A 25,374-nucleotide genomic window follows, 5' to 3' on the forward strand; every position below is an offset into this window, starting at 1 on the left:
GCGCCTGCCGATGCTGGCGGCGTTGCGCCTGCTGGGGCTGGCGGCGGAGTGGCGGCTGCAGCGGTCGCCGCAGGTGCGGCCTCCGCTGCAGGAGGCGTCGCCGGTGCCGTACCCGGTGGCGGCGTTGTGGCGGGTGCGGCCGCGGGCGGAGTGGCGGCAGCCGGTGCAGAAACCGCTGGCGCGTTCGTCGCCGAGGGCGGCGTGGTCAGTGCGGCGACCGATTCGCCTTCGCCGATGCCGCTCTGTCCGCCGGCCGGGCCGGGGTCGACTTCGCTGCCCTGCGGCGTCAGCCGCTGGGTGAATTTCGGGGCTTCGCTTTCGGTGCCGCCGGCCGCGGGTGCTGGCGGCGCTGCCGCGGCATCTGTTGCCGGCTTGGCCGGCGCCGGCTTCACCGGTTCCGTCTTCACGACCTTGGTGCTGCCGTCGAGCCCCAGCATCTTGCCGAAGGCGTCCTTGTTCAGCCAGATGCCATAGCCACCACCGGCAACGACCAGCAAGGCGACGACGACAGCGATCAAGCCGCCATAGCTGCGCCTGCGTTCGGCGGGCCTCAGGCGCTGGAAAGTGTCCGACACCGGCTCTTCGTTGCTTGAAAAGACATCGACCCCGTCGTCCTCGGCCTCCTCGCTGTCCATCCCCGGAAGGGGCGTTTCTGTGCGAGCAGGCGCTGGCGTCGGCTTTTGCYAGCTTGGCTCGACCTTGGCGGCAGGTGGTGGCGCCGGTCGATAAGGTTCCGGTTTGGCCGCGGGCGGTGCCGGCCAGGTTGGTTCTTCCTTCGTCGGTTGCCGTGCATGGCTCGGCTGGTTCTTGTTGCGGTCGATCGAGGAAAAGATGTGTTCCAGCTCCGCAAGCGGATCAGTGTCCGGCGCGCTCTTGGCGTAGTCCCGCTCGACACTCGCGACAGCGTCTTCCAGGGAGCGCTTCTGCTTGGCTATGACCTCGGCGGACAGCGGCGGCGAAAATTCCGCAAGCCTCTTTTCGAGTGCGGTACGCGCACCGTCATAGATCCGCTTGCGCGTATCGAGTCCCGGCTCGCCGTGCTTGTCGAGCTGCCTTTTCAGAACAGAAACGAAATCTGCCATGCTTCGGTCGACCTGTATTTTGCTCCCGGGCCGGCCCCCGCAAATCGGCCGCGATGCCCGGAAAGGCTGAGAAACTAGTCTTGAAACGGATCGGTCACAAGTATCGTGTCATCCCGTTCCGGGCTGGTGGACAGGAGCGCGACCGGGGCGCCGATCAGCTCCTCGATGTAGCGGACATATTTGACCGCCTGGGCCGGAAGATCGTTCCAGCTGCGTGCGCCGGCGGTGGTGCCCTTCCAGCCCTCCAGGGTCTCGTAGACCGGTTCGACGCGTGCCTGCGCGCCCTGGCTGGCCGGCAGATAGTCGATCATCTCGCCGTCGAGACGGTAGCCGGTGCAGACCTTGATCTCGTCCAGCCCGTCGAGCACGTCGAGCTTGGTCAGCGCAATGCCCTTGATGCCGTTGACGGCGACGGCCTGGCGCACCAGCACCGCGTCGAACCAGCCGCAGCGGCGCTTGCGGCCGGTGACGACACCGAATTCATGGCCGCGCGTGCCGAGGAACTCGCCGATCTCGTTCTTCTGCTCGGTCGGGAACGGGCCTTCGCCGACGCGCGTCGTGTAGGCCTTGGTGATGCCGAGCACATAGCCGATGGCGCCCGGGCCGACGCCAGAGCCGGCGGCCGCCTGCCCGGCGACCGTGTTCGACGAGGTGACGAACGGATAGGTGCCGTGGTCGATATCGAGCAACGTGCCTTGCGCGCCCTCGAACAGGATGCGTTCGCCAGCGCGGCGCTTGTCGTCCAGGATTTTCCAGACCCGGTCCATGTAGGGCAGGATCTCGGCCGCGACCGAGGTCAGCTCATGCATGATCGCTTCATGCGTGACTTCGGCATGGCCAAGTCCGCGACGCAGCGCATTGTGGTGCGTCAGCAGCCTGTCGACCTTCAAGGGCAGCGTTTCCAAATCCGCCAAATCCATCACCCTGACCGCGCGCCGGCCGACCTTGTCTTCATAGGCCGGGCCGATGCCACGACGGGTCGTGCCAATCTTCGTTCCGGAATTGGAGGCGGCGTCCTCGCGGAATCCATCCAGCTCCCGATGCAGCGACAGGATAAGCGCTGTGTTTTCGGCTATTTTCAGGCGATCCGGCGCCACTTCGACGCCTTGCGCCTTGAGCTTCGCCACTTCGGCGACGAAAGCATGCGGGTCGAAAACGACGCCATTGCCGATGATGGACAGCTTTCCCTGGCGCACGACCCCGGACGGAAGCAACGATAATTTGTAGACCTTGCCGTCGACGACCAGCGTGTGGCCGGCATTGTGGCCACCTTGAAAGCGCACCACGACATCGGCGCGCTCCGACAGCCAGTCGACGATCTTGCCCTTGCCTTCGTCGCCCCACTGCGAGCCGACGACCACCACATTGGCCATGTTTCTTTTCCCTTGAGACGCCGCCAAGCGGCTTGAATATGGTTCGAAACGACAGGCCTCTATAACGTCAAGACCTCGTGAGCGCGACCTTTCTTTGCCGCCAAAATTGCGCTGAGGCACAACAATTTTCGGCTTTGACATCATTTACTTGGGCAGACGGGGGCAATAGGCCGGCAAACACCGCAGCTCACCTCTGGCGGCCGGAATCCCGCCATGCATCGACGCGCCTACATATTTCTGTTGCTCACCACCTTGCTGTGGGGCGGCAACTCGGTGGCCGGCAAGCTGGCGGTCGATCACGTCTCGCCGATGACACTCGTCTTCCTGCGCTGGGTGCTGGCCGTGGCGATCTTGCTGCCGATCGGCCTTCAGACGATCCGCAAGGACTGGCCGGTGGTGCGCAAGCACTGGCTCGTGCTGGCGGCCCTTGGCGCCAGCGGCTTCACCTTGTTCAACACGATCTTCTACACGGCGCTCAACTACACGACGGCGATCAACGTCTCGATCGAACAGGCGGCGATGCCGATCCTGATCATCGTCGCCAATTTCGTCTTCTTCCGCTTGCGCGTGAACTGGGCGCAGATTGTCGGCGTCGTGCTGACCATCGCCGGCGTGGTCCTGACCGCATGCCACGGCGACCCGCGCCGGCTGTTGACGCTGGAGCTCAATTTCGGCGACGCCATCATGCTGGTCGCGGTGTTTCTCTACAGCGGCTATTCGGTCGGGCTGCGGCTGAAGCCGGTGATGCACTGGCAGAGCCTGATGCTGGCCCTGTCGGTTGCCGCACTTGTCACCTCGCTGCCCTTCTTCGTGTGGGAGATCGCCGCCGGCAAGGTCATCGTGCCCGACGCGCGCGGCTGGCTGGTCATTGTCTATACCGCGGTCGGCGCCTCGGCCATCTCGCAGATCTTCTACATCAGGGGCAACGAACTGATCGGCGCCAACCGCGCCGGCCTGTTCATCAACCTGGTACCGATCTTCGGCACGCTGCTTTCGGTGCTGATCGTCGGCGAGACATTCCAACTCTACCAGGCGCTGGCTCTGGTGCTTGTGGTGGGCGGCATCGGGCTTGCCGAATACAGCGGGCGCAAGGCAGCGCTGGGGTCAGCCAGAACACGCTGAACAGACGAAAGGCGCGGACCAGCCGCGCCTTTCGATCTTTCGCAACAGGTCGCGGCGTCACATCGCGTTGACGTCGAAGTGCAGCCGCTTGGCCGAGTCGATCGACTTGTGCGCCTTGACCTGCTCCAGCACGTTTTCCGGGAACGGCGCATCGAGGTAGAGCAGCGCGATGGCATCGCCGCCCGGCCGGTTGCGGCCAAGCTGGAAATTGGCGATGTTGACGCCGTTCTCGCCGCACACCGTTCCAAGCAGGCCGATGATGCCCGGCGCGTCGGCATTGGTCGTGTAGAGCATGTGCTGGCCGACCTCGGCGTCGAGATTGATGCCCTTGATCTGGATGAAGCGCGGCTTGCCATCGGAGAAGCAGGTTCCGGCGATCGAGCGGGTCTTGTGCTCGGTCTTGACCGTCAGCTTGATGTAGCCGTCGAACACGCCGGACTTGTCGCGCTTGACCTCGGCAACGATGATGCCGCGCTCCTTCACCATGATCGGCGCCGACACCATGTTGACGTCGGAGACCTGCGGCCGGATCAACCCGGCAAGGGTGGCGCTAATCAGCGCGCGCGTGTTCATCGTCGCGGTCGAGCCGTCGAACAGGATCTCGACCTCCGTGATCGGGTCTTCGGTGACCTGGCCGACAAAGGCGCCGAGCACTTCGGCGAGCTTGACGAAGGGCTTCAGCCGCGGCGCCTCCTCGGCGGTGATCGACGGCATGTTGATGGCGTTGGAGACGGCGCCCTTGATCAGGTAGTCGGCCATCTGCTCGGCGACTTGCAGCGCGACATTCTCCTGCGCTTCCGCCGTCGAGGCGCCGAGATGCGGCGTTGCAACCACATTCTCCATGCCGAACAACGCGTTCTGCTCGGCCGGCTCGACCTCGAAAACGTCGATGCCGACACCAGCCACCTTGCCGCTCTTCAGCGCCGCGATCAGGTCGGCTTCGACGACCAGCCCGCCACGCGCGCAGTTGATGATGCGCACGCCGTTCTTCATCTTGGCGATCGCGGCGGCGTCGATGATGTTGCGCGTCTTGTCGGTCAGCGGCGTGTGCAGCGTGATGAAGTCGGCGCGGGCGAAAAGCTCATCCAGCTCGACCTTGTCGACGCCAAGCTCTTCGGCCCGCTTGTCCGACAGGAACGGGTCGAAGGCAATGACATGCATCTTGAGGCCGACGCCGCGCGTGGCGACGATCGAGCCGATGTTGCCGCAGCCAATGATGCCCAGCGTCTTGCCGGTGATCTCGACGCCCATGAAGCGGTTCTTTTCCCATTTGCCGGCATGGGTCGAGGCGTTGGCTTCCGGGATCTGGCGCGCCAACGCGAAGATCATCGCCACCGCATGTTCGGCGGTGGTGATCGAATTGCCGAAGGGCGTGTTCATCACGATGATGCCCTTGCGGCTCGCCGCCGGGATATCGACATTGTCGACGCCGATGCCGGCGCGGCCGATGACCTTGAGATTGGTGGCGGCATTGATCAGCTTTTCGGTGACCTTGGTCGCCGAGCGGATGGCGAGGCCATCGTACTGGCCGATCACTTCGGCGAGCTTTTCCTTGTCCTTGCCGAGGTCGGGCAGATAGTCGACCTCGACGCCGCGATCCTTGAAGATCTGCACGGCGGTGGGAGAAAGTTTGTCTGAGACGAGAACGCGAGGCATGGATTTGATCCTTTGCGATTGGCGTCCCTCCACCTTGAGGGGAGGGTCGGCGCGTAAGCGCCGGGATGGGGTCCTTCTGGCCGGATGGCCTGATCTTCTGGATGTTGGATCGTTGAGCCGGGTGGAGGCGACCCCACCCAGCCCTTCGGAGTCAAGCCGCGACCTTGAGCGAGGCCTTTTGCGCGGCAAAGGCCCAGTCGAGCCAGGACAGCAGCGCTTCGAGATCGGCGGTCTCCACCGTCGCGCCGCACCAGATGCGCAGGCCGGGCGGTGCGTCGCGATAGGCGCCGATGTCATAGGCGGCACCTTCCTTGTCGAGCACTGAGACCAGCCCCTTGGCGAAAGCCGCCTGCCCGTCGGCGTCGAGCGCGGACACGTCCGGGTCGGTGAAGGACAGGCAGACCGAGGTGTTCGACCGCGTCGCCGGTTCGACGGCGAGATGACCGAGCCATGAGGACTTGCCGACAAAGCGATCGATGACGGCGGCATTGGCATCGGCTCTGGCGATCAGTGCCTCGAGGCCGCCGATCGACTTCGCCCAGTGAAGCGCGTCGAGATAATCCTCGACGCACAGCATCGACGGCGTGTTGATGGTCTCGCCCTTGAAGATGCCTTCGATAAGCTTGCCGCCCGAGGTCAGGCGGAAGATCTTCGGCAGCGGCCAGGCCGGCTTGTAGGTCTCCAGCCGCTCGACGGCGCGAGGCGACAGGATCAGCATGCCATGCGCGCCCTCGCCGCCCAGCACCTTCTGCCAGGAGAAGGTGACGACATCCAGCTTGTGGAAGTCGAGCCTTTGCGCAAAGGCGGCCGAAGTCGCGTCGCAGATGGTCAGGCCCTTGCGATCCGCGGGAATGAAATCGCCGTTAGGCACCCGCACGCCCGACGTGGTGCCGTTCCATGTGAAGACCACATCGCGATCGAAGTCGATCTTCGCCAGGTCGGGCAATTGGCCGTAGCCGGCCTCGATCTTGCGCACGTCGGCAAGCCTGAGCTGCTTGACCACATCGGTGACCCAGCCGGAGCCGAAGCTCTCCCAGGCGACCATGTCGACGCCGCGCTCGCCGAGCAGTGACCACAGCGCCATCTCGACCGCGCCGGTGTCCGACGCCGGCACGATGCCGATGCGGTAGTCCGCCGGAACCTGGAGAATTTCCCGCGTCAGCTCGATCGCCTGTTCGAGCTTGGCCTTGCCGATCTTGGCGCGGTGCGAACGGCCGAGCGCAGCAGCTTTCAGCGCCTCGACCGACCAGCCGGGGCGTTTTGCGCAGGGACCTGAGGAGAAATTGGGATTTGCCGGACGGAGTCCGGGCTTCGTATGTGTCGTCATCGTGGTCTATCCTTCCAGATAGTGGCCCCTCGTTGGGGAGGGGTGGCCCACGGACGGCGATATGCGTTCAGGCTTCGGGCGTCAAGAGGAAAGTTTTTGTCGTTGGCAGGATACCGGCGATCCGTGATCAGGATGTCGCGACCTCGAACGCAAACGGCAGATCCGAAGATCCGCCGCCGGTGTTTTGATGTGTACCGAGCCTGCTACCAGAGATCGTAGCGTAGCCCGAGCTTGAGCTGGTGATTGCTGATCCCCTTGTGGACCGGGAAGGAGGTCAGGCTTTCGGCAGTCACATATTCGGCGTCGGGGGCGGAAAAATACTGATAGCCCAGATCGACGGAAACGTTCTTCGACACCTGATAGGCAAGGCCCGCATTCAACGTGTAAGCCAGCGAGTACTTGGTCTGGTCGTCCTGCTGGATCAACTCGCTGGTCGGGTCATTGTTGTCGATGAAGCTAGCCGAAAGCTTGCGCGTGCTGCGGACAACGCCGATACCGGCGCCGAGGTAGGGCGTGATCCCGACATAGGTACCAAGGTCGACATAACCGTTGAGCATGCCAGAGAAGGCGTAGTTCTTCAGCGATGCCGATGCCACGGTCGACTCTACCGGCGGCGTCACGATCGCTGAATTGTCATAGCCGACGCTGATCTTGTTGCCGGGCAGGTAGCCGAGATTGAGATCTGCACGCAGATAGTCGTTGAAATGGTAGCCAAAGCCGATGCTGACAAAGATGGGATCTTCCTTGTCGTCGTAGCTCGCCGGCGTGAAGGTGAAATCCTCATTTTCGAAGCTCTTCTGCACCAGATAGGAGACATCGCCGCGCAGATACCAGCCCGAGCCGACCTCGACGGGCACATAGTCCGGCGCCTGGTCGACGTAGATCGGCGGATCATAGTCGGCGGCGAGCGTGGGCGTCAGCGGCATAAGGGCAAGTGCGCCGAGCGCCAGCGCTATACGCGAAGTAACTGTCATGGACCCGACTCCCGAATTTGGCGCCGCCAGCTATTGCAACGGCAGCCATCGTTTCAGGAAGCATTGTTAACCATAGTGGTTAAGTGCCGGTTAAGGCTAACAGAGCGTTAGCAAATTCATTTCCGGCGGAAACTTTCATTGCAGGCGACCCACGAGCAATTCCAGGAAAAGTGTCAAACGGATTGCGTCAAGACAAAGAGATTGAGCGGTTCTGCGTTTCCATGAAACGCAGAACCGCTCAAACGAAAACCGCCCGGTCGATGCCGGGCGGTTCGCGAACTTGCTGGGAATGCTGGCGTTACTTGGTGTAGACCGGCTCGGGTTCGGGCTGATAGGCAACCACCGGCGCCGCGCAACCGTTGTTCCCGCCGAACTGATAGCGCAGGCCACCGCGCACCTCGTGGGTGTTGATGCCGCCGTCGAAGCCGGGGCCGGCGCTGCTTGCGTCCCATTCGAACATGCGACCGCCCTGGATGTGGCTGTAGCGATAACCGGCATCAAGGATGATCTTGTCGGTCAGGCAGTAGGAAGCACCGGCCATCAGAGCGTAGGCGAAGCGCCAGTTGGACGAGCCGGGGTTGAACTCGGTGGTGTTCGGGTCCCTGAGATCATCCCATTTGACATGCGCGCCGCCGATGCCGGCGCCGACATAGGGCGTGATGCCATGATATGTGCCGAGATCGGCATAGGCGTTTGCCAGCAGGAGCAAGGCGCTCATCTTTGACTCTTCGGTCGATGTCGAGACGGCATCCGAAGTGCCGCCGTCGAAGTTCGACTTGAACCAGTAGTCGGCAGTCAAGTCCGTGCGGAAGTAATCATTGACCTTGTAACCAACACCGCCGCCGAGCGAGAAACCGCCCTTGAGATTGGCGAAATCGAAGCTCTTGTTGCCGGGTGTGATCAGGCAATTACAGGGATCGATGGAGTAAGTCATGTAGTCGACGCCGCGCACATCCGACTTGTGATAGTCGATATCGCCGCGAATATACCAGCCGCCAATATCGGCCGGCTGCTCGTAGACCGGCGGCGGAGCCTCTTCGACCACCGGGAGGTCGGCTGCGAAAACCGGCCCGGTCAGCCCCGCGAACAGCGCAGCGAGCAGGGCCTTTCTTGCTGTATTGAACATGCTTGTCACCCCTAGGAAGTTCGGAACGGCGATCGTGTCCGAAATGCGATTGCTTTCAGTCGTGGATAATGAATTGCAAAGGTTAAAAGGCGTTTAACCCTGTTGCTTAACCACGAATCTCTACACTTCGAGGAATCGGGGCGCGACTTTCGAGACCGGGAGCGACTGCTGGCCAACAAAAAGCCCGCCGGAAGGGCGGGCCTTTTTTGCGGGTGGATATGCTGAGGCGCGACGCCCTTCGGGCGCGCTAGGCGCGACGCCCTTCGGGCGCGCTAGGCGCGACGCCCTTCGGGCGCGCTAGGCGCGACGCCCTTCGGGCGCGCTAGGGATCAGGCGGCGCTGCGTGTTTCCGAGATGACTTCGACGATGTCGTTGACGACCGCCTCGACCAGTTGCGGGTCGTCGCCCTCGGCCATGACGCGGATCAGCGGCTCGGTGCCGGATGGCCGGATGACCAACCGCCCGGCCTTGCCCAGGCGGTGACGGGCGTCCTCGATGGCTGCCTTGACGGGCGCTTCCTCGAGGGGCTTGCCGCCGGAAATATGGACGTTCTTCAGAAGCTGCGGCACAGGTTCGAATTTCTTCGACAGCTCGCTGACCGGCCGACCCTGCCGTTTGATGCAGGCCAGCACCTGCAGCGCCGAAACCAGGCCGTCGCCGGTGGTCGAGAAATCCGACAGCACGATATGGCCCGACTGTTCGCCGCCGACATTGAGCCCATGCGCGCGCATATGCTCCACGACATAGCGGTCGCCGACCTTGGTGCGGTGCAATTGCAGCTTCATGTCGCCGAGGAAACGCTCGAGCCCGAGATTGGACATGACCGTCGACACGACGCCGCCGCCGGCAAGCCGCCCGCTCTGGTGCCAGGATTCGGCGATCAGTGCCATGATCTGATCGCCATCGACGATCGCCCCGTTCTCATCGACAATGACCACACGGTCGGCATCGCCGTCGAGCGCGATGCCGATGTCGGCGCGCACTTCGTGCACTTTCTTCTGCAGGCCCGCGGGATGGGTCGAACCGCATTCCTTGTTGATGTTGAAGCCGTTGGGTTCGACATTGATGGCGACGACTTCGGCACCCAGCTCCCACAGTGCCTCGGGCGCCACCTTGTAGGCGGCGCCGTTGGCGCAGTCGACGACGATCCTGAGGCCCGAAAGCGACATCGAGCGCGGCAAGGTGCGTTTGGCGAATTCGATGTAGCGGTCATGCACGCCGTCGACGCGCTTGGCGCGGCCAAGCCCGTCGGAATCGGCGAGCGTCAGTTCGATGTCCTTGTCGAGCATGCCCTCGATACGCTCTTCGATCTCGTCGGAGAGCTTGTAGCCGTCGGGGCCGAACAGCTTGATGCCGTTGTCGTAGTAGGGATTGTGCGAGGCGGATATCATGACGCCGATATCGGCGCGCAGCGAACGCACCAGCATGGCGACCGCAGGCGTCGGGATCGGGCCGAGCAGGAACACGTCCATGCCGGCGGCGCACAGGCCGGACACCATCGCATTCTCGATCATGTAACCCGAAAGCCTGGTATCCTTGCCGAGCACGACGCGATGACGATGACTGCCGCGCTGGAACGAGAGGCCGGCGGCCATGCCGACCCGCATCGCGATTTCAGCGGTCATCGGAAATTTGTTGGCGCGCCCGCGAATGCCGTCCGTGCCGAAATAATTCCCTGCCATGCTTACCAGATTCCTCGACAGTTCTTTGCTGGCACGTCATGCCACAATTGGCCAGGGCGCCATGATCACATTGTGTGATTGTATGTTACCAATCCTTAGAAAATCATTGTTGTGCACTGCACACAACATGACTGCAACCCAATTGCTGAGACTGCCACGCTGCAATATACCAGTCATGCGAGCATTTCAGCGCGGATGCACCTGGAAAAATCTTGCTCGCAATCCAGCAACAGGCAACAATTTCATCACCTTGTCGGGAGGAGCCAGCTTTGGGCGGTATATACGCCACTTAGCATCTGGCGCAACCGACCGTTGAGCGTTATTGATTTGCAGGGACATATCATGGGCTGCTGCAACGGAGAAACGCTATGCTCATCCACCGACTTGCCACTTTGACCGGCCTCGCCGTCGCGACCTTGTTCCTGGCTTCGCCAGCCAACGCGCTGACGATGGCCGAGTGCAGCACGAAGTATAACGCCGCCAAGGACGCGGGGACACTCGCCGGGGCGACCTGGAACCAGTTCCGCAAGGCGCAGTGCGGCCCCGATGCCGCCGCGACCACCGATACCAAGCCAGCCGACACCAAGAAGGCAGCTGAAACGAAGCCGGCCAAGGCAGCCAAAACGACCACCGCCGCGGCAACAGACAGCACCGCCAAGGGTCTGACGGCCAAGGAATGCAGCGCCAAGTACCAGGCGGCGAAGGCTGCCGGCACGCTGAACGGCATGAAGTGGAACGACTTCCGCAAGGCCGAATGCGCCGCCGGCGCGTCTGCCGCCGCCGACACCAAGCCGGCAACCACCAAGGCTGCCGCGGCTCCCGCCGACAGCAAGGGTCTGACCATGGCTGAATGCAGCACCAAGTATCAGGCTGCCAAGACGGCCAACACGCTGAAAGGCATGAAGTGGAACGACTTCCGCAAGACCGAATGCGGTGCCGCCGCGTCGGATGACGACACGGTGCCGGCTCCGAGTGAGGCAAACTACACCAAAGAGCCGGCAAAGCCGACGACGGCTGCGCCGAAGGGCGTCACTTTCCCGTCGGCGATCTCGCCGAAATACGCCAGCGAGACCCCCGGAAAGGGCCGCATGCATACCTGTCTCGACCAGTACTATGCCCTCAAGGACGCAAACGCGCTTGGCGGCCTCAAGTGGATCCAGAAGGGCGGCGGCTTCTACAGCCTCTGCAACGCCAAGCTGAAGACCTGAGCGCCGCATAGCCAGACAAACACAAAGGCCCGCGAGGCGTCAGCTTCGCGGGCCTTTTTGTTGCCTTCAAGCAGTCTCAATCGACCTGTTTCGCTGACCGCAGAAGCTCGACCAGGCTGGTGAGATCGGCGTTGGCCTTGCCGGCCGCCACGCCGCGCTTCATCAGGCCTTGCATCGGCAGCATGAGTTCGGTGCCGATGCCCGCCGCCTTGCTGGCGTCGATCAGATTGACATAGGCCTCGGCCTGCATGCCGAGATTGGAGGCGACATTGCTGGTGTGGTCGCCGGCGTCGATCTGCTCGGCCCATTTCGGCAACCCACCTTGCATCGCCTGCAGCCATGACATCAGCAGCGGCATGAATTCGCCGGCTGGAATTCCTGCCGAACCCGTCAGCGCCAGCGCCTGCATCACACCCCCGAACAGGCCATACATGCCCGCCAGCAGCGCGATATCGTGGAGCGGTGCCAGGCCGGCATCCTCGCCGAGATATTTGCTGGTTCCCAGCGCATCGAGTTGTCCCGAGTGCATGTCGAATCCCTGCCTGGAGCCGCTATAGAGGATCAGGGCGTGCCGCCCGCCGATCATCGGCGGCACCGCCATGATGCCGCCATCGACATAATTGGCGCCGTGCGTGAGGGCCCACTGCGACATCGCCCGCGCCTGCTCGGGCGTGCCGTTGGTGAGATTGACCAGTGTGCGGCCAGACAGCGCTTCCCGCGCGGGAGCAAGGGCCTCGTGGACCGTGTCGTAGACCAGAAGGCAGACCACGATCAGCGGGCTCGACCTGACAGCGTCCTCGACGCTGGCAGCCACGACAGCGCCCTTGGCCGCCAAAGCGTGCGCCTTTGCTTGAGAACGGTTCCACACTGTCACCACATGGCCTTTGTCGAGAAAGGCCTCGGTGAGAGCCGTGCCCATGGCGCCAAGGCCGATTACAGTCATATCGCTCATCTTGTGTCTCTCCGTGGTTCGGGTTTGCCAGGTCACGCCGGCAAGGGGCTCAGGTCCTGGCCAAGGCCGCCATCGACGGTCAGCCGCGCCCCTGTGGTGAAGGTTGCGTCGAAAGCCAGGAACAGCACCGCACGCGCCACCTCATCGATGGTGCCGTGACGCTTCATCGGTGTGACCGCGTCGCCGATCGCCATGAAGGCCGCCCGCTCCTCGGCGGAAGCGCTCGCCACGCCCATTGTCGGCGTATCGATGAAGCCGGGGCTGACCACATTCACGCGGATCCGGCGCGGCAGGAGCTCGGCGGCGAGGACCTTGGCGAAAGCGCGAAGTGCTGCCTTCGACCCGGAATAGACGCTCATTCCGCCGTTGCCGGATTCATCTGCGATCGACGAGGTGAAGACGATCGCACCACCATCGTTGATCAGCGGCAGCAGGCGCTGTGCGGTGAAGAAGGCGCCTTTCGTGTTGACGCTGAAGATGCGGTCGTAGCTGTCCTCGGTGACCCGCTCCACCGGTTCGAGATTGGCAACCCCGGCATTGATGTGGAGGAAGTCGATCTGGCCGAGCTTCTGTCCTACTTCCGCCCCGAGCGTGACGATATCGGCCATGTCGCCGATGTCCGACTGCACGACATGGGCGCGCGAAAACAACTTCGTGCGGGCGGCTTCGATGTTGCGGTGATCGCGGCCGGTGACCAGCACGTTGGCGCCGCCTTCGACCAGCGCCTCCGCCACGGCAAGCCCAATGCCGTGCGTTCCGCCGATCACCACGGCCTTCTTGCTTGCGTATCGTGTCATGATCCATCCTTTTCGCCAAAATTCGACCACCGACGGCCTTTGCAGGCCGAAGCAAGGTACCGATATGTTGTTGTGCTGTTTGCCGGTGCCGGCGATCTGTTTTGAAGTTATGGACCGGCTTGGGTTTTCTCAAGTACCGACAAAAATGTAAGCCACCCACCGATTGCTCAGAATTGGATGAAATATGGGAAAGAAACAGCCAGATAGTTGCGGATTGGGACCGGCGCTGGAGGTGATCGGCGGCAAATGGAAAGCTTTGCTGCTCTGGCAGATCCACAAGGCGCCGGCGCGCTTCGGTGAACTGAAGCGGCTGGTGCCTGACATCAGTGAAAAGATGTTGATCCAGCAGCTGCGCGAAATGGAGGCCGACGGCATCGTCCACCGCGAGGTCTTCCCCGAAGTTCCGCCCCGGGTCGAATACTCGATCACCGAATTCGGCATCGAGCTGGACAATGCGCTGATACCGCTCGCCAGATGGGGCAAGCAACATGCCGGCCGGTCCGACGGGCAAGGCCACGGCAAGGCAAGCGCGCTCGCGCCGCACGGCCTGTGACCAACGCCGAACAGCAAAACGCCGCGGATTGAAGCCGCGGCGTTTGTTTCTCTGAAATCAGTGGCCCCTGTCAGCTTGACGGCTGCGGTTCCATGCCACCTTCGGGCTCCGGCCCCTTCTTGCGCCGGCCGCCGGACTTCGGCACCGCCGAGCCACGGCTGGGCGGCGTGTCGTCGCCAAGGTCGCGCGAAGGCTTCTGCCCGGCGATCAACTGCTTGATCTCTTCGCCCGACAGCGTCTCGTATTCGAGCAGCCCTTCCGCCAGCGCGATCCATTCCTTCTTCTTCTTGGTCAGGATGGATTTTGCCGTCGAATAGGCCTCGTCGATCAGGCGGCGCACTTCAGCGTCGATGATCTGCGCGGTCTCTTCCGAGACGTTCTGCGTACGCGCCACCGAATGGCCGAGGAACACTTCCTCCTGGTTGTCGCCATAGGCGACGTGGCCGAGCTTGTCGGAAAAGCCCCAGCGCGTGACCATGGCGCGCGCCAGCTTGGTCGCCTGCTCGATGTCCGAGGAAGCGCCCGAGGTGATGTTTTCCTTGCCGAACTTGAACTCCTCGGCGACACGGCCGCCCATCATGATGGCGAGCCGCGAGATCATGTATTTGTAGCTCATCGAGTAGCGGTCGCCTTCCGGCAACTGCATGACCATGCCGAGCGCCCGGCCACGCGGGATGATGGTGGCCTTGTGCAGCGGATCGGCCGACGGCACGTTGAGCGCCAGGATGGCGTGGCCGGCCTCGTGATAGGCGGTCAGCGCCTTTTCGGCCTGGGTCATCGCCGACGAACGCCGCTCGGCGCCCATCATGATCTTGTCCTTGGCGTCCTCGAACTCGGCCATGGTCACCAGGCGCTTGTTGCGCCGCGCGGCCATCAGCGCCGATTCATTGACGAGGTTCATCAGGTCGGCGCCGGAGAAGCCCGGCGTACCGCGAGCGACGACCTTGAGGTCGACATTGGGTGCCAGAGGCACGTTGCGCACATGCACCTTGAGGATCTTCTCGCGGCCGACGATGTCGGGGTTCGGCACCACCACCTGGCGGTCGAAGCGGCCCGGCCGCAGCAGCGCCGGGTCGAGCACGTCGGGCCGGTTGGTGGCGGCGATCAGGATGATGCTTTCGTTGGACTCGAAGCCGTCCATCTCGACCAGCAGCTGGTTCAGCGTCTGCTCGCGCTCGTCATTGCCGCCGCCGAGACCGGCGCCGCGATGGCGGCCGACGGCATCGATTTCGTCGATGAAGATGATGCAGGGCGCGTTCTTCTTGGCCTGGTCGAACATGTCGCGGACGCGGCTGGCGCCGACGCCGACGAACATCTCGACGAAGTCCGAACCGGAGATGGTGAAGAACGGCACATTGGCTTCGCCGGCAACCGAGCGGGCGAGCAGCGTCTTGCCGGTTCCAGGAGGGCCGACAAGCAGCACGCCGCGCGGAATCTTGCCGCCGAGCCGCTGGAACTTCTGTGGATCGCGCAGGAACTCGACGATCTCTTCCAGATCTTCCTTGGCTTCATCGACGCCGGCAACGTCCTGGAAGGTGACGCGGCCATGCGCCTCGGTCAAAAGCTTGGCCTTCGACTTGCCGAAGCCCATGGCTCGTCCGGAGCCGGACTGCATCTGGCGCATGAAGAATATCCAGACGCCGAGGATGAGGATCATCGGCAGCCACGAGATCAGATAGCCGAACAGCGAATTGGAACCGTCGCTCTCAGGCCGCGCATTGATGGTGACGTTCTTGTCCTGCAGCCGCGAGACCAGCGACGGATCGCCGGGCGAATACGTCTGGAAGCCGCTGGCATTGTCGGTGTAGGTGCCGGTGATGCGAGCGCCCGCAATGGTCACCGTCTTGACCCGGCCGGCCGCGACGTCCTGCAGGAACTGCGAATAAGGCACATCGCTGGAAGCCCCTCGCGTCTGCGGCGTCTGGAACAGATTGAACAGGGCGATGAGCAAGACCGCTATGATCGCCCAGAGCGCGAGGTTGCGATAGTTCGGATTCATCAATTGTCCCGTTGGCGTCCGCGCGTCGGACACACGTCATGAGAGGAAACTTGCGCCTAACATAGGGAGAGCGCCTCCCCTTGCCAAGCAGAACAGCAGGTCTGGGTTAAGCTTTCGCCCAACATCGTCAGGCACTGTGGCCACTGAAAGGCAAGGCGGGAAGCGGGGCCGCGCCAATCAGCCTGGCGACGGCCCGCGCCGGTGCCAGGTCGAAGGACGGCAGGAAGCGGGCAAAGGGGGCAACGGCCGGCCGTACCTCGACCACAGCAGGGGCCCGGATGCTCCCCGGCAAACCCAAGCATTCACCGGCTCGCCATAGCGCCGGCTCGGCGGCGAGCGCGGCGCGCATCAGGCTTGGCGGGGATTGCCCCTCGCCGATCGGCGGCCGCTTTGCTGCTGCGCCGAACGGGGCGATCAACAATGCGCCGCTGCTGTCGTTCAATGTGATGCGCCGGCGGCCATCCCAGAGGGTGCCCTCGGTGACTGCGGCGGCGGGCGGCAGGCCGCGCGCCTCGCGGCGCAGGAAAATGCCGGCGCGCCGGGAATCGACCACCGTCCGCGACAATGTGGCGCAAAGAAATCCGGCCTTCAGCCGGCCAAACAGCGCCTCGCTGCGGGCCTGGTCCGGCAGAAAGGCAATCCCGCCGGTCGTGGCCAGCAGAAGGCGCAGTGCGTAGACGGCCGCATGCTCCTCCCCGGCGGTCAGCAAGCCAGGATCAAGACGAATGAGCCCCGCCGCCGGCTGGGTCGCGAAACGGCGGATCAGGTCCGCGGCAGCCAGGCCAAGCTGCCAGCGCGCGTTGCCCTCATGCGCGGCCAGCGCCAGCGCATCGTCGATGCGCTGCATGCCGTTCTCGTCGGCTAGCGTCGCGCGCAGGCGCGGTCGCTCGAACGCCTCGTCGACATTGGTCGGGTCGTCGGCCCAGTCGACATGTTGACGTCGCAGGACGTTGCGCAAGGCCGCGCGGCGCGTGCCGAGAAGCGGCCGCACGATCCAGCTGCGCCAGTCATACAAGGTGGCCGGCGCCATGCCGGCAAGCCCGCGACCTGCCGTGTCGGCATGGCCCCGGCCCTCATCACGGACCTGCCGCATCAACACCGTTTCCGCCTGGTCGTCGGCGGTATGGCCGGTCAGGATCAGGCCGATGCCTTGCGCCAGTGCCGCCTCGGCCAGCAGCCGGTAACGCGCTTCCCGGGCCGCGGCGGGCAGACCGGTCGATGGCTTGGGGCCGGACCATGTCAGGATGCGATGCGCAATGGCGTGCTTGGCGCACAGCCTCGCCATCCCCTGCGCTTCCGCTGCCGAACCGGGCCGCAAATCGTGGTCGATCGTCACTGCCAGCAGCTTCGTTGCCGGCGCAGTGCGATCGAGATGGTGTTTGAGAAGGAGGAGCAGGGCGGTCGAGTCGCTGCCGCCGGACACGGCCGCCACGGCGCCGCTGGTAAAATCGATATGCGAAAAAAGGCTCTTCGAGAGGTCAGGCTCGATATCGAGCATCAATGCATGTCGCCCAAAGATGGTCCCGGTTTCGGGGCAACGACATGCACGGAAAGGATCAGCACGCCGCCAGCGCCTTTTCCTGCTTGACGCGTTCCTTGAGCGCGCCGGAGATGTCGGGGTAGCGCTTGCCGATCTCGCTGAAGGTGGCGCAGGCCACGTCATGCTGCTTCAGGCCGACCAGCGAAACGCCGAGCTTCAGCAACATGTCGGGAGCTTTCTTGGCCTTGGGATAGTCCTTGCTGGCGGAAAGGAAAGTCTCGGCCGCGTCGCGATATTTCTGCTGGCCGAGCAAGGACTCGCCAAGCCAGTAATGCGCATCCGCCGCCTTCGCATCCTTGGGGAAGCGGGAGATATGATCGCGAAAACCCTGCTCGGCGGTGCTGTAGTCGCCCGAGAGGATGAACTGATAGGAGTTGCGGTAGAGTTCCTCGGGGTCGTTGGTGGCGGGCAATGCCGCCACCACCGTGCCGTCGGACTTGCCGGCCTTGGCCGGAGCGCCGCTGGCTGGCGCGGTGTCCTGCACCGGCGCGGTCGCCTGGGTGCTGCCGCCGGCATCGATGACATTGCCGTTCTTGTCGACGGTGATGGTGCCGAAAGTCTTTTCCGGCGCTCCCGTTCCGGGAATCACCTTGCCGGGGTCGCCAGTGGGCGATTCGACGATGACCTCCTGGCCGGCGGCGGGCGCGGTGCCCGCATCGGCCGGCGCCTGCGTTGCCGGAGCCGCTGCCACATCGGTGTTGCTATCCGTCGTGGTGGTGGCGTCCGATTTCTTCTGTGCCGGCGGCTGCCCGCCTTGCGTGCCGCCTTCAAGCTGCTGGAAGCGGAACTCGTTGTCTTCCTGCTGCTTGCGGATCTGCTCCTGCATCTGCAGGACCTGGAAATTGAGTTCCTCGATCTTGCCGTTCATCTGCCGCAGTTGCTCTTCCAGCCCGGTCACGGCGGTACCGTCGGACTGCACCAGCTGGACCTGATCCGGTTTCTTCTTCTGGCCGAAAATGCCGGGCAATTCGATGCTGGGCAGATGGAAGGAAAAGCCGCTGTCGGTCGATTGCCCTGTGCCCGCCAGGGCGGTGACGCCTGATAGGAGCAACAGCGCAAGGGTGCCGCTTAGAACCGATCTCAAATGCATGTGCCTCTCGCCGTGATTTCGTTAGCTTGTTCGCGCCTTCCAATCAGAGTGGGACCAGCCAAGCGCCCTCGGCTCATAGCAGGAGCCGAGACTTCGGCCAAATTTTGTTTCGGGCATCCGGATATGAAAAAGGCGGCCCTGGGGCCGCCTTTCGCATAGGTGTGTGGCATTTCTGCCGCTAGACCGTCGCGCCTCCTTGACGCTCCGGTCGGCAGCACGAAGGCTCAGGAACCCGCGCCGCTGAGCGTGGTGACCGCGCGGCGGTTCTGCGACCAGCAGGAGATGTCGTCGCACACCGCGACCGGACGCTCCTTGCCGTAGGAAATCGTCTTCAACCGGCTCGCCGAAACGCCCTTGGCGACGAGGAAGTCGCGGGTGGCGGCGGCGCGGCGGGCGCCGAGCGCCAGATTGTACTCGCGCGTGCCGCGTTCGTCGGCATGGCCTTCGATGACGATGGCATACTGCTTGTACTGGTTCAGCCACTGCGCCTGGCGCGAAAGCGTCGTCTGCGCATCGGCACGGATCGAGGTCGAGTCCGTATCGAAGAAGATGCGGTCGCCGATGTTGACGGTAAAGTCCTTCGCCGAGCCGGGCGTTGCCGCGCCGGCGCCGTTGAGGCCAAGGTCGGCGGCATTGTTAGGCGTCTTCTTCGAGGCGCAACCGGCGATGGCGAGCATCGCCACCAACGCGATCATGACCGGGTTTCTGGTAAGTGCTGCGATACGGCCCATGCCGCCTCTCCTTCGCATTTCGAGTGATTTCGTTGATCACCCAGTAACCACGTTTGGGTTAACCGGCATTCAAGAAACACGGTTAAAAATTGGTTTAGGCTGCCCGTCCGCAGCTGTCTCGTCCCGAGGGGAACAGAGCGCCACAATGCGTGCGGACCGTAGGCGGAAATGCGGCCAAAACGCGACCTTGGCGTGAAAAAAGCCCCGAAATGGGGCTTTTGAGGTATTGTTGCCAAGTTGCAACGAAGCGAGCGGATGCTCGACCGAAAACCCAGCCTGGTCTATTCGAGCAAGGGCGACCAGGCCGGATCCGAAGCAAAATTCGTCGTCGGGATCGACTGTTCGTTGCGGCCGGTGAGGTCGACGGAGACCAGCTTCGGTCCACCGGCGGAATCCCGGAAGAACATCAGCACGCGACCGTTCGGCGCCCAGGTCGGCCCTTCCTGCTGGAAACCGGACGACAGGATTCGCTCGCCCGAGCCATCGGTCTTCATGACGCCGATCTGGAATTCGCCGCCTGTCTGTTTGGTGAAGGCGATGAGGTCGCCGCGCGGCGACCACACCGGCGTCGAATAGACGCCGTCGCCGAAGGAGATGCGGTTCTGGCCCGAGCCATCGGCGCCCATCACATAGATCTGCGCGCGCCCGCCCCGATCGGAGGTGAACACCACCTGGCTGCCGTCGGGCGAATAGGACGGCGAGGTGTCGATGGCGGTCGAATTGGTCAACCGCGTCGTCGAACGGCTCCGCAAGTCCATGGCGAAGATGTTGGAATTGCCGTCGTCGCGCAGCAGGCTCATGATCACCTTCTGGCCGTCGGGCGAAAAGCGCGGCGCAAAGGTCATGCCGGGAAAATTGCCGACCAGTTCGCGCTGGCCGGTCTCGATCTGCAGCAGGTAGACCCGCGGCTGACCGCTTTCATAGGACATGTAGGTGATTTCCTGGCGGTTCGGCGAGAAGCGCGGCGTCAGCACGATCGACTTGCCGTCGGAGAGATAGCGGACGTTGGCGCCGTCCTGATCCATGATGGCGAGGCGCTTCTTGCGCGCATTCTTGGCGCCGGATTCGTCGATGAAGACGACGCGGGTGTCGAAATAACCCTTCTCGCCGGTCAGGCGTTCGTAGATCGCGTCGGCGATGATGTGGGCGACGCGCCTCGTATTGGCATCGTTGGCGAAGAACTGCTCGCCGGACATCTGCTGGCCGGCAAAGGTGTCCCACAGCCGGTACTGGGCGCGAATGCGGCCGTCAGCCTCCTTGCCGACGCTGCCGGTGACCAGCGCCTGCGCATTGATCACTTTCCAGTCGTCGAAGCGCGGTGCTGCATCCGGATTGGAGATCTTCTCGATAAAGGCACTCTTGTCGATCGGCGCGAACAGTCCCGAGCGCTTCAGATCGGCGGTGACGATTTCGGAGATCTGGGCGCCAAGCGCGTCGCCGCCCTGGAAGTCGGTGATGGCGATCGGCAGCGGTTCGACATTGCCCTTGTTGACGTTGAGCTCGACGAGCGCCAGGGCCGGCAACGTGCCGGCAGCAGTCATGCCCATCGCCATAGCTGCGATCATCAGGAGCGGCTTGAGGATTGATTTCATGTCTTCTCGCTTCTCGTACTGATTTTCGGATACTCGGGCCTACAGGCCCAGCATCTCCCTTGGATCGAAGGTGACGCGGACGTCGGCCCAGATGTCCTGCTTGCCCGCGGGGACCTGCAGGCCGGTGACATCGCATTTCTGCACGGCGCGAACGGCACTTTCGTCGAACTGGCGGTTTCCGCTCGACTTTTCGACATTCGGGCGGCCATCCAGCTTGCCGGAGGCGTCCAGGTTGAAGCGGACGACGACGACGAAGTTTTCCGAACCTTCAAGGCCAACCGGAAGGGTCCAGCAGCCGCCGAGCTGGCTCTCAAGGGCGCCCATTTCCGATTTCGACAGCTTCTGGCCCTGATCCTTGTCGCCGCCGAGCGAGGCCTGCTGGGTCGAGCGCTTGGCGCCGCCGCCGGACGGCTTCTGCTTGTCGAGGAGAGCCGAGATTTCGTCGGCGTTGAATTGCTTGTCTTCGGACTTCGGCTTCGACGAGGCTTCCTTGACCGGCTTGTCGGCATCCTTGCGCTCCGGCGCCTTGGCGCTTTCGGCCTGCGCCGGCTGCGGCTTCGGCCGCGCTTCCGGCGCGGGCGCCGAGTTCGGCAGCTGCGTCTCTTCGGTGGGCGGATCCTTGGCTATGGCTTCGGCGACTGCGTCAGGCTTGACCTCGGGCGTCGGATCGATGGCAGCGGTCTTGTCCTGCGGCGGCGGGGTCGGCGCCGGCTTGGCCGGTGTCGGCTTGGGGTCCGCCTGCTTGACAGGCTCGGGCTTCACCTCTTCCTTGGGCGTCGGCGCCGGCGCCACTTCCGTTGCCGGAATGGGCTTCGGCTTTTCCTGCGGCTTGGGCACGTCCTCGGGCTTCGGCTTTTCGACCGGGGTCGGCGCCGGCGGCGGAGCCGAAGTCATGTCCACCGGCTTCGGCTTGGCCTCCGGCGTTACCGGCTTGTCGGTGTCGACGCTGTTCTCGCCGACCTTCTGCGATACCGGCACGATGTCCGGGCGCTGGGTCGGCACAGGGGCCGGCTTTTCATGCATCACGGCCTTCTTGTCGCCCTGCAACGTCTGCGCAATAGCTTCCATCGGCACGATGTCGACCGCGACCGACTCGACATCGGCGGACGGGAGTGCAGCCGGCGCCGACAGCGTGAACAGACCGAAGGCCAGCACCGCCGTATGCAAGATCACCGATGTGGTGAGGCCGGTCTTCATCTCGCGTCTATTGATCCTGTTCCTGCAGTGAAACCAGGCCGATATTCTTGTAGCCAGCGGCCGAAATGCGGGCCATCACCTTCATCGCCGTGCCATAGTCGGTGGTCTTGTCGCCACGGATGAAGATGCGCTCTTCATAGCCGGTCTTCGAGATCGCCTGCAGCTTGGCCACCAGTTCCTCGATCGGGATCTCGGTTTCCTGCAGATAGATCTGGCCGGCGGCGTTGATCGAGACGGTGATCGGCTGCGTGTCGGCGTTCATCGCCTTGGCCTGCGTGTCCGGCAGGTCGATCGGCACGCCGACCGTCAGCATCGGTGCCGCGACCATGAAGATGATCAGCAGCACCAGCATCACGTCGACCATCGGTGTGACGTTGATCTCAGACATCAGTGCATGGTGACGGCCGCGCCGCCTGTGGCCGCGCCCACCGCGTCCTCCCATGCCAACGGACATACCCATCAGTTACTCCTCAGGCCTTGGGGGCCACTTTTTCATCGATTTGGCGCGAGAGTATGGCGGAGAACTCGTCGGAGAACCCTTCCATGCGCACCGCTATCTTGCTCGCGTCGGACGACAGTTTGTTGTAGGCGATGACGGCGGGGATGGCGGCGAGCAGGCCGATGGCCGTCGCCAGCAGCGCTTCGGCAATGCCGGGCGCGACCACCGCGAGACTGGTGTTCTTGGAGCCGGCGATCGCCTGGAACGAGGTCATGATGCCGATGACCGTGCCGAACAGGCCGATGAAGGGTGCCGCTGAGCCGGTGGTGGCGAGGAAGCCGAGGCGCCCCTCCAGCTTTTCCATCTCGCGGGTCAGCGCCAGGTCCATCGCCTTGTCGATGCGGGTCTGCAGGCCGAGCGGGGACTTGGCGCCCTTCTCGAAGCTTTTCTTCCACTCGCGCATCGCCGCCACGAAAATGGCGCCCATGCCGGTGGTCTTGCGGTCGGCGAGCGTGCGGTAAAGTTCCTCCAGTGACTGCCCGGACCAGAACACCTGCTCGAAGCGGTTGAGTGACAGCCGCATGCGGGCATAGGCAACCAACTTGTCGACGATGATTGCCCAGGTCCAGACCGAAGCGCAGAGCAAACCGATCATGACCAGCTTGACCACCCAGCTGGCCTGCATGAACAGCGCCCAAATCGACAATTGCGCGCCCGGTTCGGCGAGTGCGATATTTTCCATCGTTATCGTCCTTAAGATTTTCCGGGCGAAGCTGGCGGCTGGCCCCTGGCATCCCTTGTGGTCGGTTCGCACGCAGCTACCGGAACAACCCCAAACCGTGCCGTTGGTGGCCTTTTCAGGGCAAATATTGGTGAAAGGAAGGCGCTCGATAGCGCCAAACTTCACCAATCTCTTCATGAACCGTTATGGTTAAGGATGGGTTAGTCCATAAGGCGCGGCGCATTGCCGCGTCCCGCCATCGCAATGCCGTCGCTTCGATGCCTGGACCAGGGTGTGCTGAGATTCAGGTCAGACCGAGTCAGACCGAGCCGAAAACGGTGGTTTCCGAGAACCGGAGCGGAGCGTACTTGAAGTACGTGAGCACCGGAAGCGTAGGAAACCGCCGTTTGCAGGCCGGCATCACCTGAATATCAGCGTACCCGTGGCATGAATGCCGCCACCCATTCCCGGGGAAAGCGCCTTGGCCTGCCATTCTCGCCGATGATCGCCGCTTCGACCTTGGCCTCGACCAGCACCTCGTCGCCGCGTTTGAGCTGCTGCGCCATGAAGATGCGCGCACCGGAAATGTCCTCGGTGCGGGTATCGATCGTCAGGATGTCGTCGATGCGGGCGGGGCCGCGAAAATTGATCTCCATGCGACGCACCACCCAGACGATCTTCTCGCCATGCTTGCCGTCGGCGAGTTCGGTGTGATGCACGCCGGTCAGCCTGAGATAGTCGGAGCGGCCGCGTTCGAAGAATTCGAGATAGCGCGCATGGTAGACGACGCCGGAGAAATCGGTGTCGGCGTAATAGACGCGCGCCATCAGCCGGTGGCCGAACTCCGTCAACGCGCCGGAAAGCCCTGCCAGCAACGCCGCCGATTCACCATGATCGTCCATTGCGCTTCCTTTTTCAGTCCCGACCGGGCACGTGTTTTCCGCGCGACATAGCATCGGATGGCACTGTTGACGGCGATGATCAAGACCTTGATGGCGGCGCTGTTCATGCTGGTGGCTCTGTCGCTGCCTGGCCAAGCGGCCACCTTCTCGATGAAGCGCGGCCTCAATCTCGACCAGTGGACGACGTGGCCGGGCGAGGACCGGTGGGGCGATGCCAAGGCGATCCTGCCCTATCCGGAATGGCGCAAATTCCTTCGGGATGACGACCTCGAGGCGCTCAAGGATGCGGGCTTCGATTTCCTGCGCATGCCGGTCGATCCGTCACCTTTCCTGTCCGGCCAGACCGTGGCCTTGCGCGACGACCTCTATGCCAGCGTGCTGGACTCTGTGCGCATGATCAACCGCGCCGGCTTGAAGGTGATCGTCGACATGCACCTGATCCCGGCCGGCGGCAGCCGCAAGATCGGCATGAGCCAAGTGATGGATGACCCGCGGACCTTCGACGCTTATGTCGACATGGTGCGCGAGATGGCCCGCACGCTGGCCAGCGAAGATCCCGAAAAGGTCGCCTTCGAGCCGATGAACGAGCCGATCGTCGACTGCGACAGCGACGGCACCAGCCTCTGGCCGGAGCGCCAGCAGAAGCTGTTCGCGGCAGCGCGCTCCTCGGCGACGAAACTGACCCTGGTGCTGACCGGCGCCTGTTATTCGGCCGCGACTTCACTCGAGAAGATCGATCCCAAGACGATCCCTGACGACAATGTCATCTGGACCTTCCACTCCTACGATCCGTTCCTGCTCACCCATCAGGGCGCGACCTGGGCCGGCGACTTCATCCCCTATGTGACAGGCCTGCCCTATCCGCTGACCGCGGTGCCGCAGGCACAGCTCGAGGTGACGCTCGACACCATCCGCGCCAGGATCAAGGCAGAGGCCCCATGGACACGGCAGAGCGGCCTGCTTGCCTATCTCGACGAACAGGTCGCCAGCATGGATAGCCCCGACAAGCTGCTCGGCCTGATGGATGCGCCATTCAGACAAGTCGAGGCGTGGGCGAAGGCCAACGGCATCAAGCCGCAGAACGTCACGCTGGGCGAGTTCGGCATGATCCGCCAGGAATATGGCAACGCCTATGTGATGCCGGCCGCGTACCGCGCCGCCTATGTCAGGGACATGATCGCACGCGCCGAAGCGCACGGCTTCTCATGGTCGGTGTGGAGCTATGGCGGCGCCTTCGGCATCGTCGATGCCTTCAACGGCGACAGAGCCGAGCCCGAGGTGATGGATGTGATCCGCGCCCTGCATTGACCG

21 protein-coding genes and 1 pseudogene are annotated in these 25,374 nt (G+C 63.4%); 4 read left to right on the forward strand and 18 right to left on the reverse strand.

Annotated elements, in window-relative coordinates; genetic code table 11:
* Together AC1D2G_RS00005 and AC1D2G_RS00010 are read right to left on the reverse strand one after the other, a co-directional pair.
* Positions 1–1,082, reverse strand: a pseudogene (locus AC1D2G_RS00005) (hypothetical protein); the annotation flags it as partial.
* A gap of 74 nt (positions 1,083–1,156) precedes the next feature.
* A complete protein-coding gene (locus AC1D2G_RS00010; RefSeq protein ID WP_477411481.1) occupies positions 1,157–2,455 on the reverse strand; it encodes an adenylosuccinate synthase in 1,299 nt (432 codons plus the stop codon).
* Positions 2,456–2,668: 213 nt separating this feature from the next.
* On the opposite strand from AC1D2G_RS00010, the gene AC1D2G_RS00015 reads away from it, so the two are divergent.
* On the forward strand, positions 2,669–3,577 hold the full coding sequence (locus AC1D2G_RS00015; protein ID WP_477411482.1) for a DMT family transporter: 909 nt from the start codon (positions 2,669–2,671) through the stop codon (positions 3,575–3,577).
* A 57-nt stretch (positions 3,578–3,634) separates the two neighbouring features.
* On the opposite strand, the gene serA is transcribed toward AC1D2G_RS00015, so the two are convergent.
* The 5 genes from serA to glmM form a co-directional block, all read right to left on the reverse strand.
* The gene (gene serA, locus AC1D2G_RS00020; RefSeq protein ID WP_095089638.1) at positions 3,635–5,233 is read right to left on the reverse strand and encodes a phosphoglycerate dehydrogenase; all 1,599 of its coding nucleotides are present in this window, start codon (positions 5,231–5,233) and stop codon (positions 3,635–3,637) included.
* A 151-nt stretch (positions 5,234–5,384) separates the two neighbouring features.
* Positions 5,385–6,560 (reverse strand): phosphoserine transaminase, encoded by a 1,176-nt coding sequence (locus AC1D2G_RS00025; protein ID WP_477411483.1) that lies wholly within the window; start codon positions 6,558–6,560, stop codon positions 5,385–5,387.
* Positions 6,561–6,763: 203 nt separating this feature from the next.
* The gene (locus tag AC1D2G_RS00030) at positions 6,764–7,534 is read right to left on the reverse strand and encodes an outer membrane protein (protein ID WP_477300001.1); all 771 of its coding nucleotides are present in this window, start codon (positions 7,532–7,534) and stop codon (positions 6,764–6,766) included.
* 298 nt (positions 7,535–7,832) lie between these two features.
* Positions 7,833–8,660: an outer membrane protein gene (locus AC1D2G_RS00035; protein WP_477411484.1), complete on the reverse strand. Its 828-nt coding sequence runs from the start codon at positions 8,658–8,660 to the stop codon at positions 7,833–7,835.
* 329 nt (positions 8,661–8,989) lie between these two features.
* Positions 8,990–10,342, reverse strand: a complete 1,353-nt coding sequence (gene glmM / locus AC1D2G_RS00040) for a phosphoglucosamine mutase (RefSeq protein WP_184872352.1) — start codon at positions 10,340–10,342, stop codon at positions 8,990–8,992.
* Between the two features lie 368 nt (positions 10,343–10,710).
* Between glmM and AC1D2G_RS00045 the strand changes: the two genes are divergently transcribed.
* A complete protein-coding gene (locus AC1D2G_RS00045; RefSeq protein ID WP_477300002.1) occupies positions 10,711–11,550 on the forward strand; it encodes a hypothetical protein in 840 nt (279 codons plus the stop codon).
* 76 nt (positions 11,551–11,626) lie between these two features.
* On the opposite strand, the gene AC1D2G_RS00050 is transcribed toward AC1D2G_RS00045, so the two are convergent.
* On the reverse strand, positions 11,627–12,538 hold the full coding sequence (locus AC1D2G_RS00050; RefSeq protein ID WP_477300003.1) for an NAD(P)-dependent oxidoreductase: 912 nt from the start codon (positions 12,536–12,538) through the stop codon (positions 11,627–11,629).
* Positions 12,535–13,299 (reverse strand): SDR family oxidoreductase, encoded by a 765-nt coding sequence (locus AC1D2G_RS00055; RefSeq protein ID WP_477300004.1) that lies wholly within the window; start codon positions 13,297–13,299, stop codon positions 12,535–12,537. The genes AC1D2G_RS00050 and AC1D2G_RS00055 overlap by 4 nt, the downstream gene beginning before the upstream one ends.
* A 184-nt stretch (positions 13,300–13,483) precedes the next feature.
* Between AC1D2G_RS00055 and AC1D2G_RS00060 the strand changes: the two genes are divergently transcribed.
* Positions 13,484–13,852 (forward strand): winged helix-turn-helix transcriptional regulator, encoded by a 369-nt coding sequence (locus tag AC1D2G_RS00060; RefSeq protein ID WP_477300005.1) that lies wholly within the window; start codon positions 13,484–13,486, stop codon positions 13,850–13,852.
* Between the two features lie 70 nt (positions 13,853–13,922).
* On the opposite strand, the gene ftsH is transcribed toward AC1D2G_RS00060, so the two are convergent.
* The 9 genes from ftsH to ybgC all read right to left on the reverse strand — a co-directional run bounded on the left by ftsH (position 13,923) and on the right by ybgC (position 24,063).
* Positions 13,923–15,851: an ATP-dependent zinc metalloprotease FtsH gene (gene ftsH / locus AC1D2G_RS00065; RefSeq protein WP_095089505.1), complete on the reverse strand. Its 1,929-nt coding sequence runs from the start codon at positions 15,849–15,851 to the stop codon at positions 13,923–13,925.
* Positions 15,852–15,978: 127 nt separating this feature from the next.
* On the reverse strand, positions 15,979–17,349 hold the full coding sequence (tilS, locus tag AC1D2G_RS00070) for a tRNA lysidine(34) synthetase TilS (protein WP_477412398.1): 1,371 nt from the start codon (positions 17,347–17,349) through the stop codon (positions 15,979–15,981).
* 58 nt (positions 17,350–17,407) lie between these two features.
* Positions 17,408–18,481 (reverse strand): tol-pal system protein YbgF, encoded by a 1,074-nt coding sequence (gene ybgF / locus AC1D2G_RS00075; RefSeq protein ID WP_477300006.1) that lies wholly within the window; start codon positions 18,479–18,481, stop codon positions 17,408–17,410.
* Positions 18,482–18,705: 224 nt separating this feature from the next.
* Entirely contained in the window at positions 18,706–19,212 is a 507-nt protein-coding gene (pal, locus tag AC1D2G_RS00080) for a peptidoglycan-associated lipoprotein Pal (RefSeq protein WP_095089511.1), read from the reverse strand.
* Between the two features lie 281 nt (positions 19,213–19,493).
* Positions 19,494–20,777 (reverse strand): Tol-Pal system beta propeller repeat protein TolB, encoded by a 1,284-nt coding sequence (gene tolB, locus AC1D2G_RS00085; protein ID WP_245331229.1) that lies wholly within the window; start codon positions 20,775–20,777, stop codon positions 19,494–19,496.
* A 66-nt stretch (positions 20,778–20,843) separates the two neighbouring features.
* Positions 20,844–22,001, reverse strand: coding sequence for an energy transducer TonB family protein (locus tag AC1D2G_RS00090; protein WP_477300007.1), 1,158 nt, complete (start codon positions 21,999–22,001; stop codon positions 20,844–20,846).
* A 7-nt stretch (positions 22,002–22,008) separates the two neighbouring features.
* Positions 22,009–22,461: a protein TolR gene (gene tolR, locus AC1D2G_RS00095; protein ID WP_457150860.1), complete on the reverse strand. Its 453-nt coding sequence runs from the start codon at positions 22,459–22,461 to the stop codon at positions 22,009–22,011.
* Between the two features lie 10 nt (positions 22,462–22,471).
* A complete protein-coding gene (gene tolQ / locus AC1D2G_RS00100; RefSeq protein WP_095089519.1) occupies positions 22,472–23,182 on the reverse strand; it encodes a protein TolQ in 711 nt (236 codons plus the stop codon).
* Positions 23,183–23,592: 410 nt separating this feature from the next.
* On the reverse strand, positions 23,593–24,063 hold the full coding sequence (gene ybgC / locus AC1D2G_RS00105) for a tol-pal system-associated acyl-CoA thioesterase (protein ID WP_477227690.1): 471 nt from the start codon (positions 24,061–24,063) through the stop codon (positions 23,593–23,595).
* A 57-nt stretch (positions 24,064–24,120) separates the two neighbouring features.
* On the opposite strand from ybgC, the gene AC1D2G_RS00110 reads away from it, so the two are divergent.
* Positions 24,121–25,371: a glycoside hydrolase family 5 protein gene (locus AC1D2G_RS00110; RefSeq protein WP_477411485.1), complete on the forward strand. Its 1,251-nt coding sequence runs from the start codon at positions 24,121–24,123 to the stop codon at positions 25,369–25,371.
* Positions 25,372–25,374: the final 3 nt, after the last annotated feature.

Source organism: Mesorhizobium sp. P2_C7 (assembly GCF_056404515.1).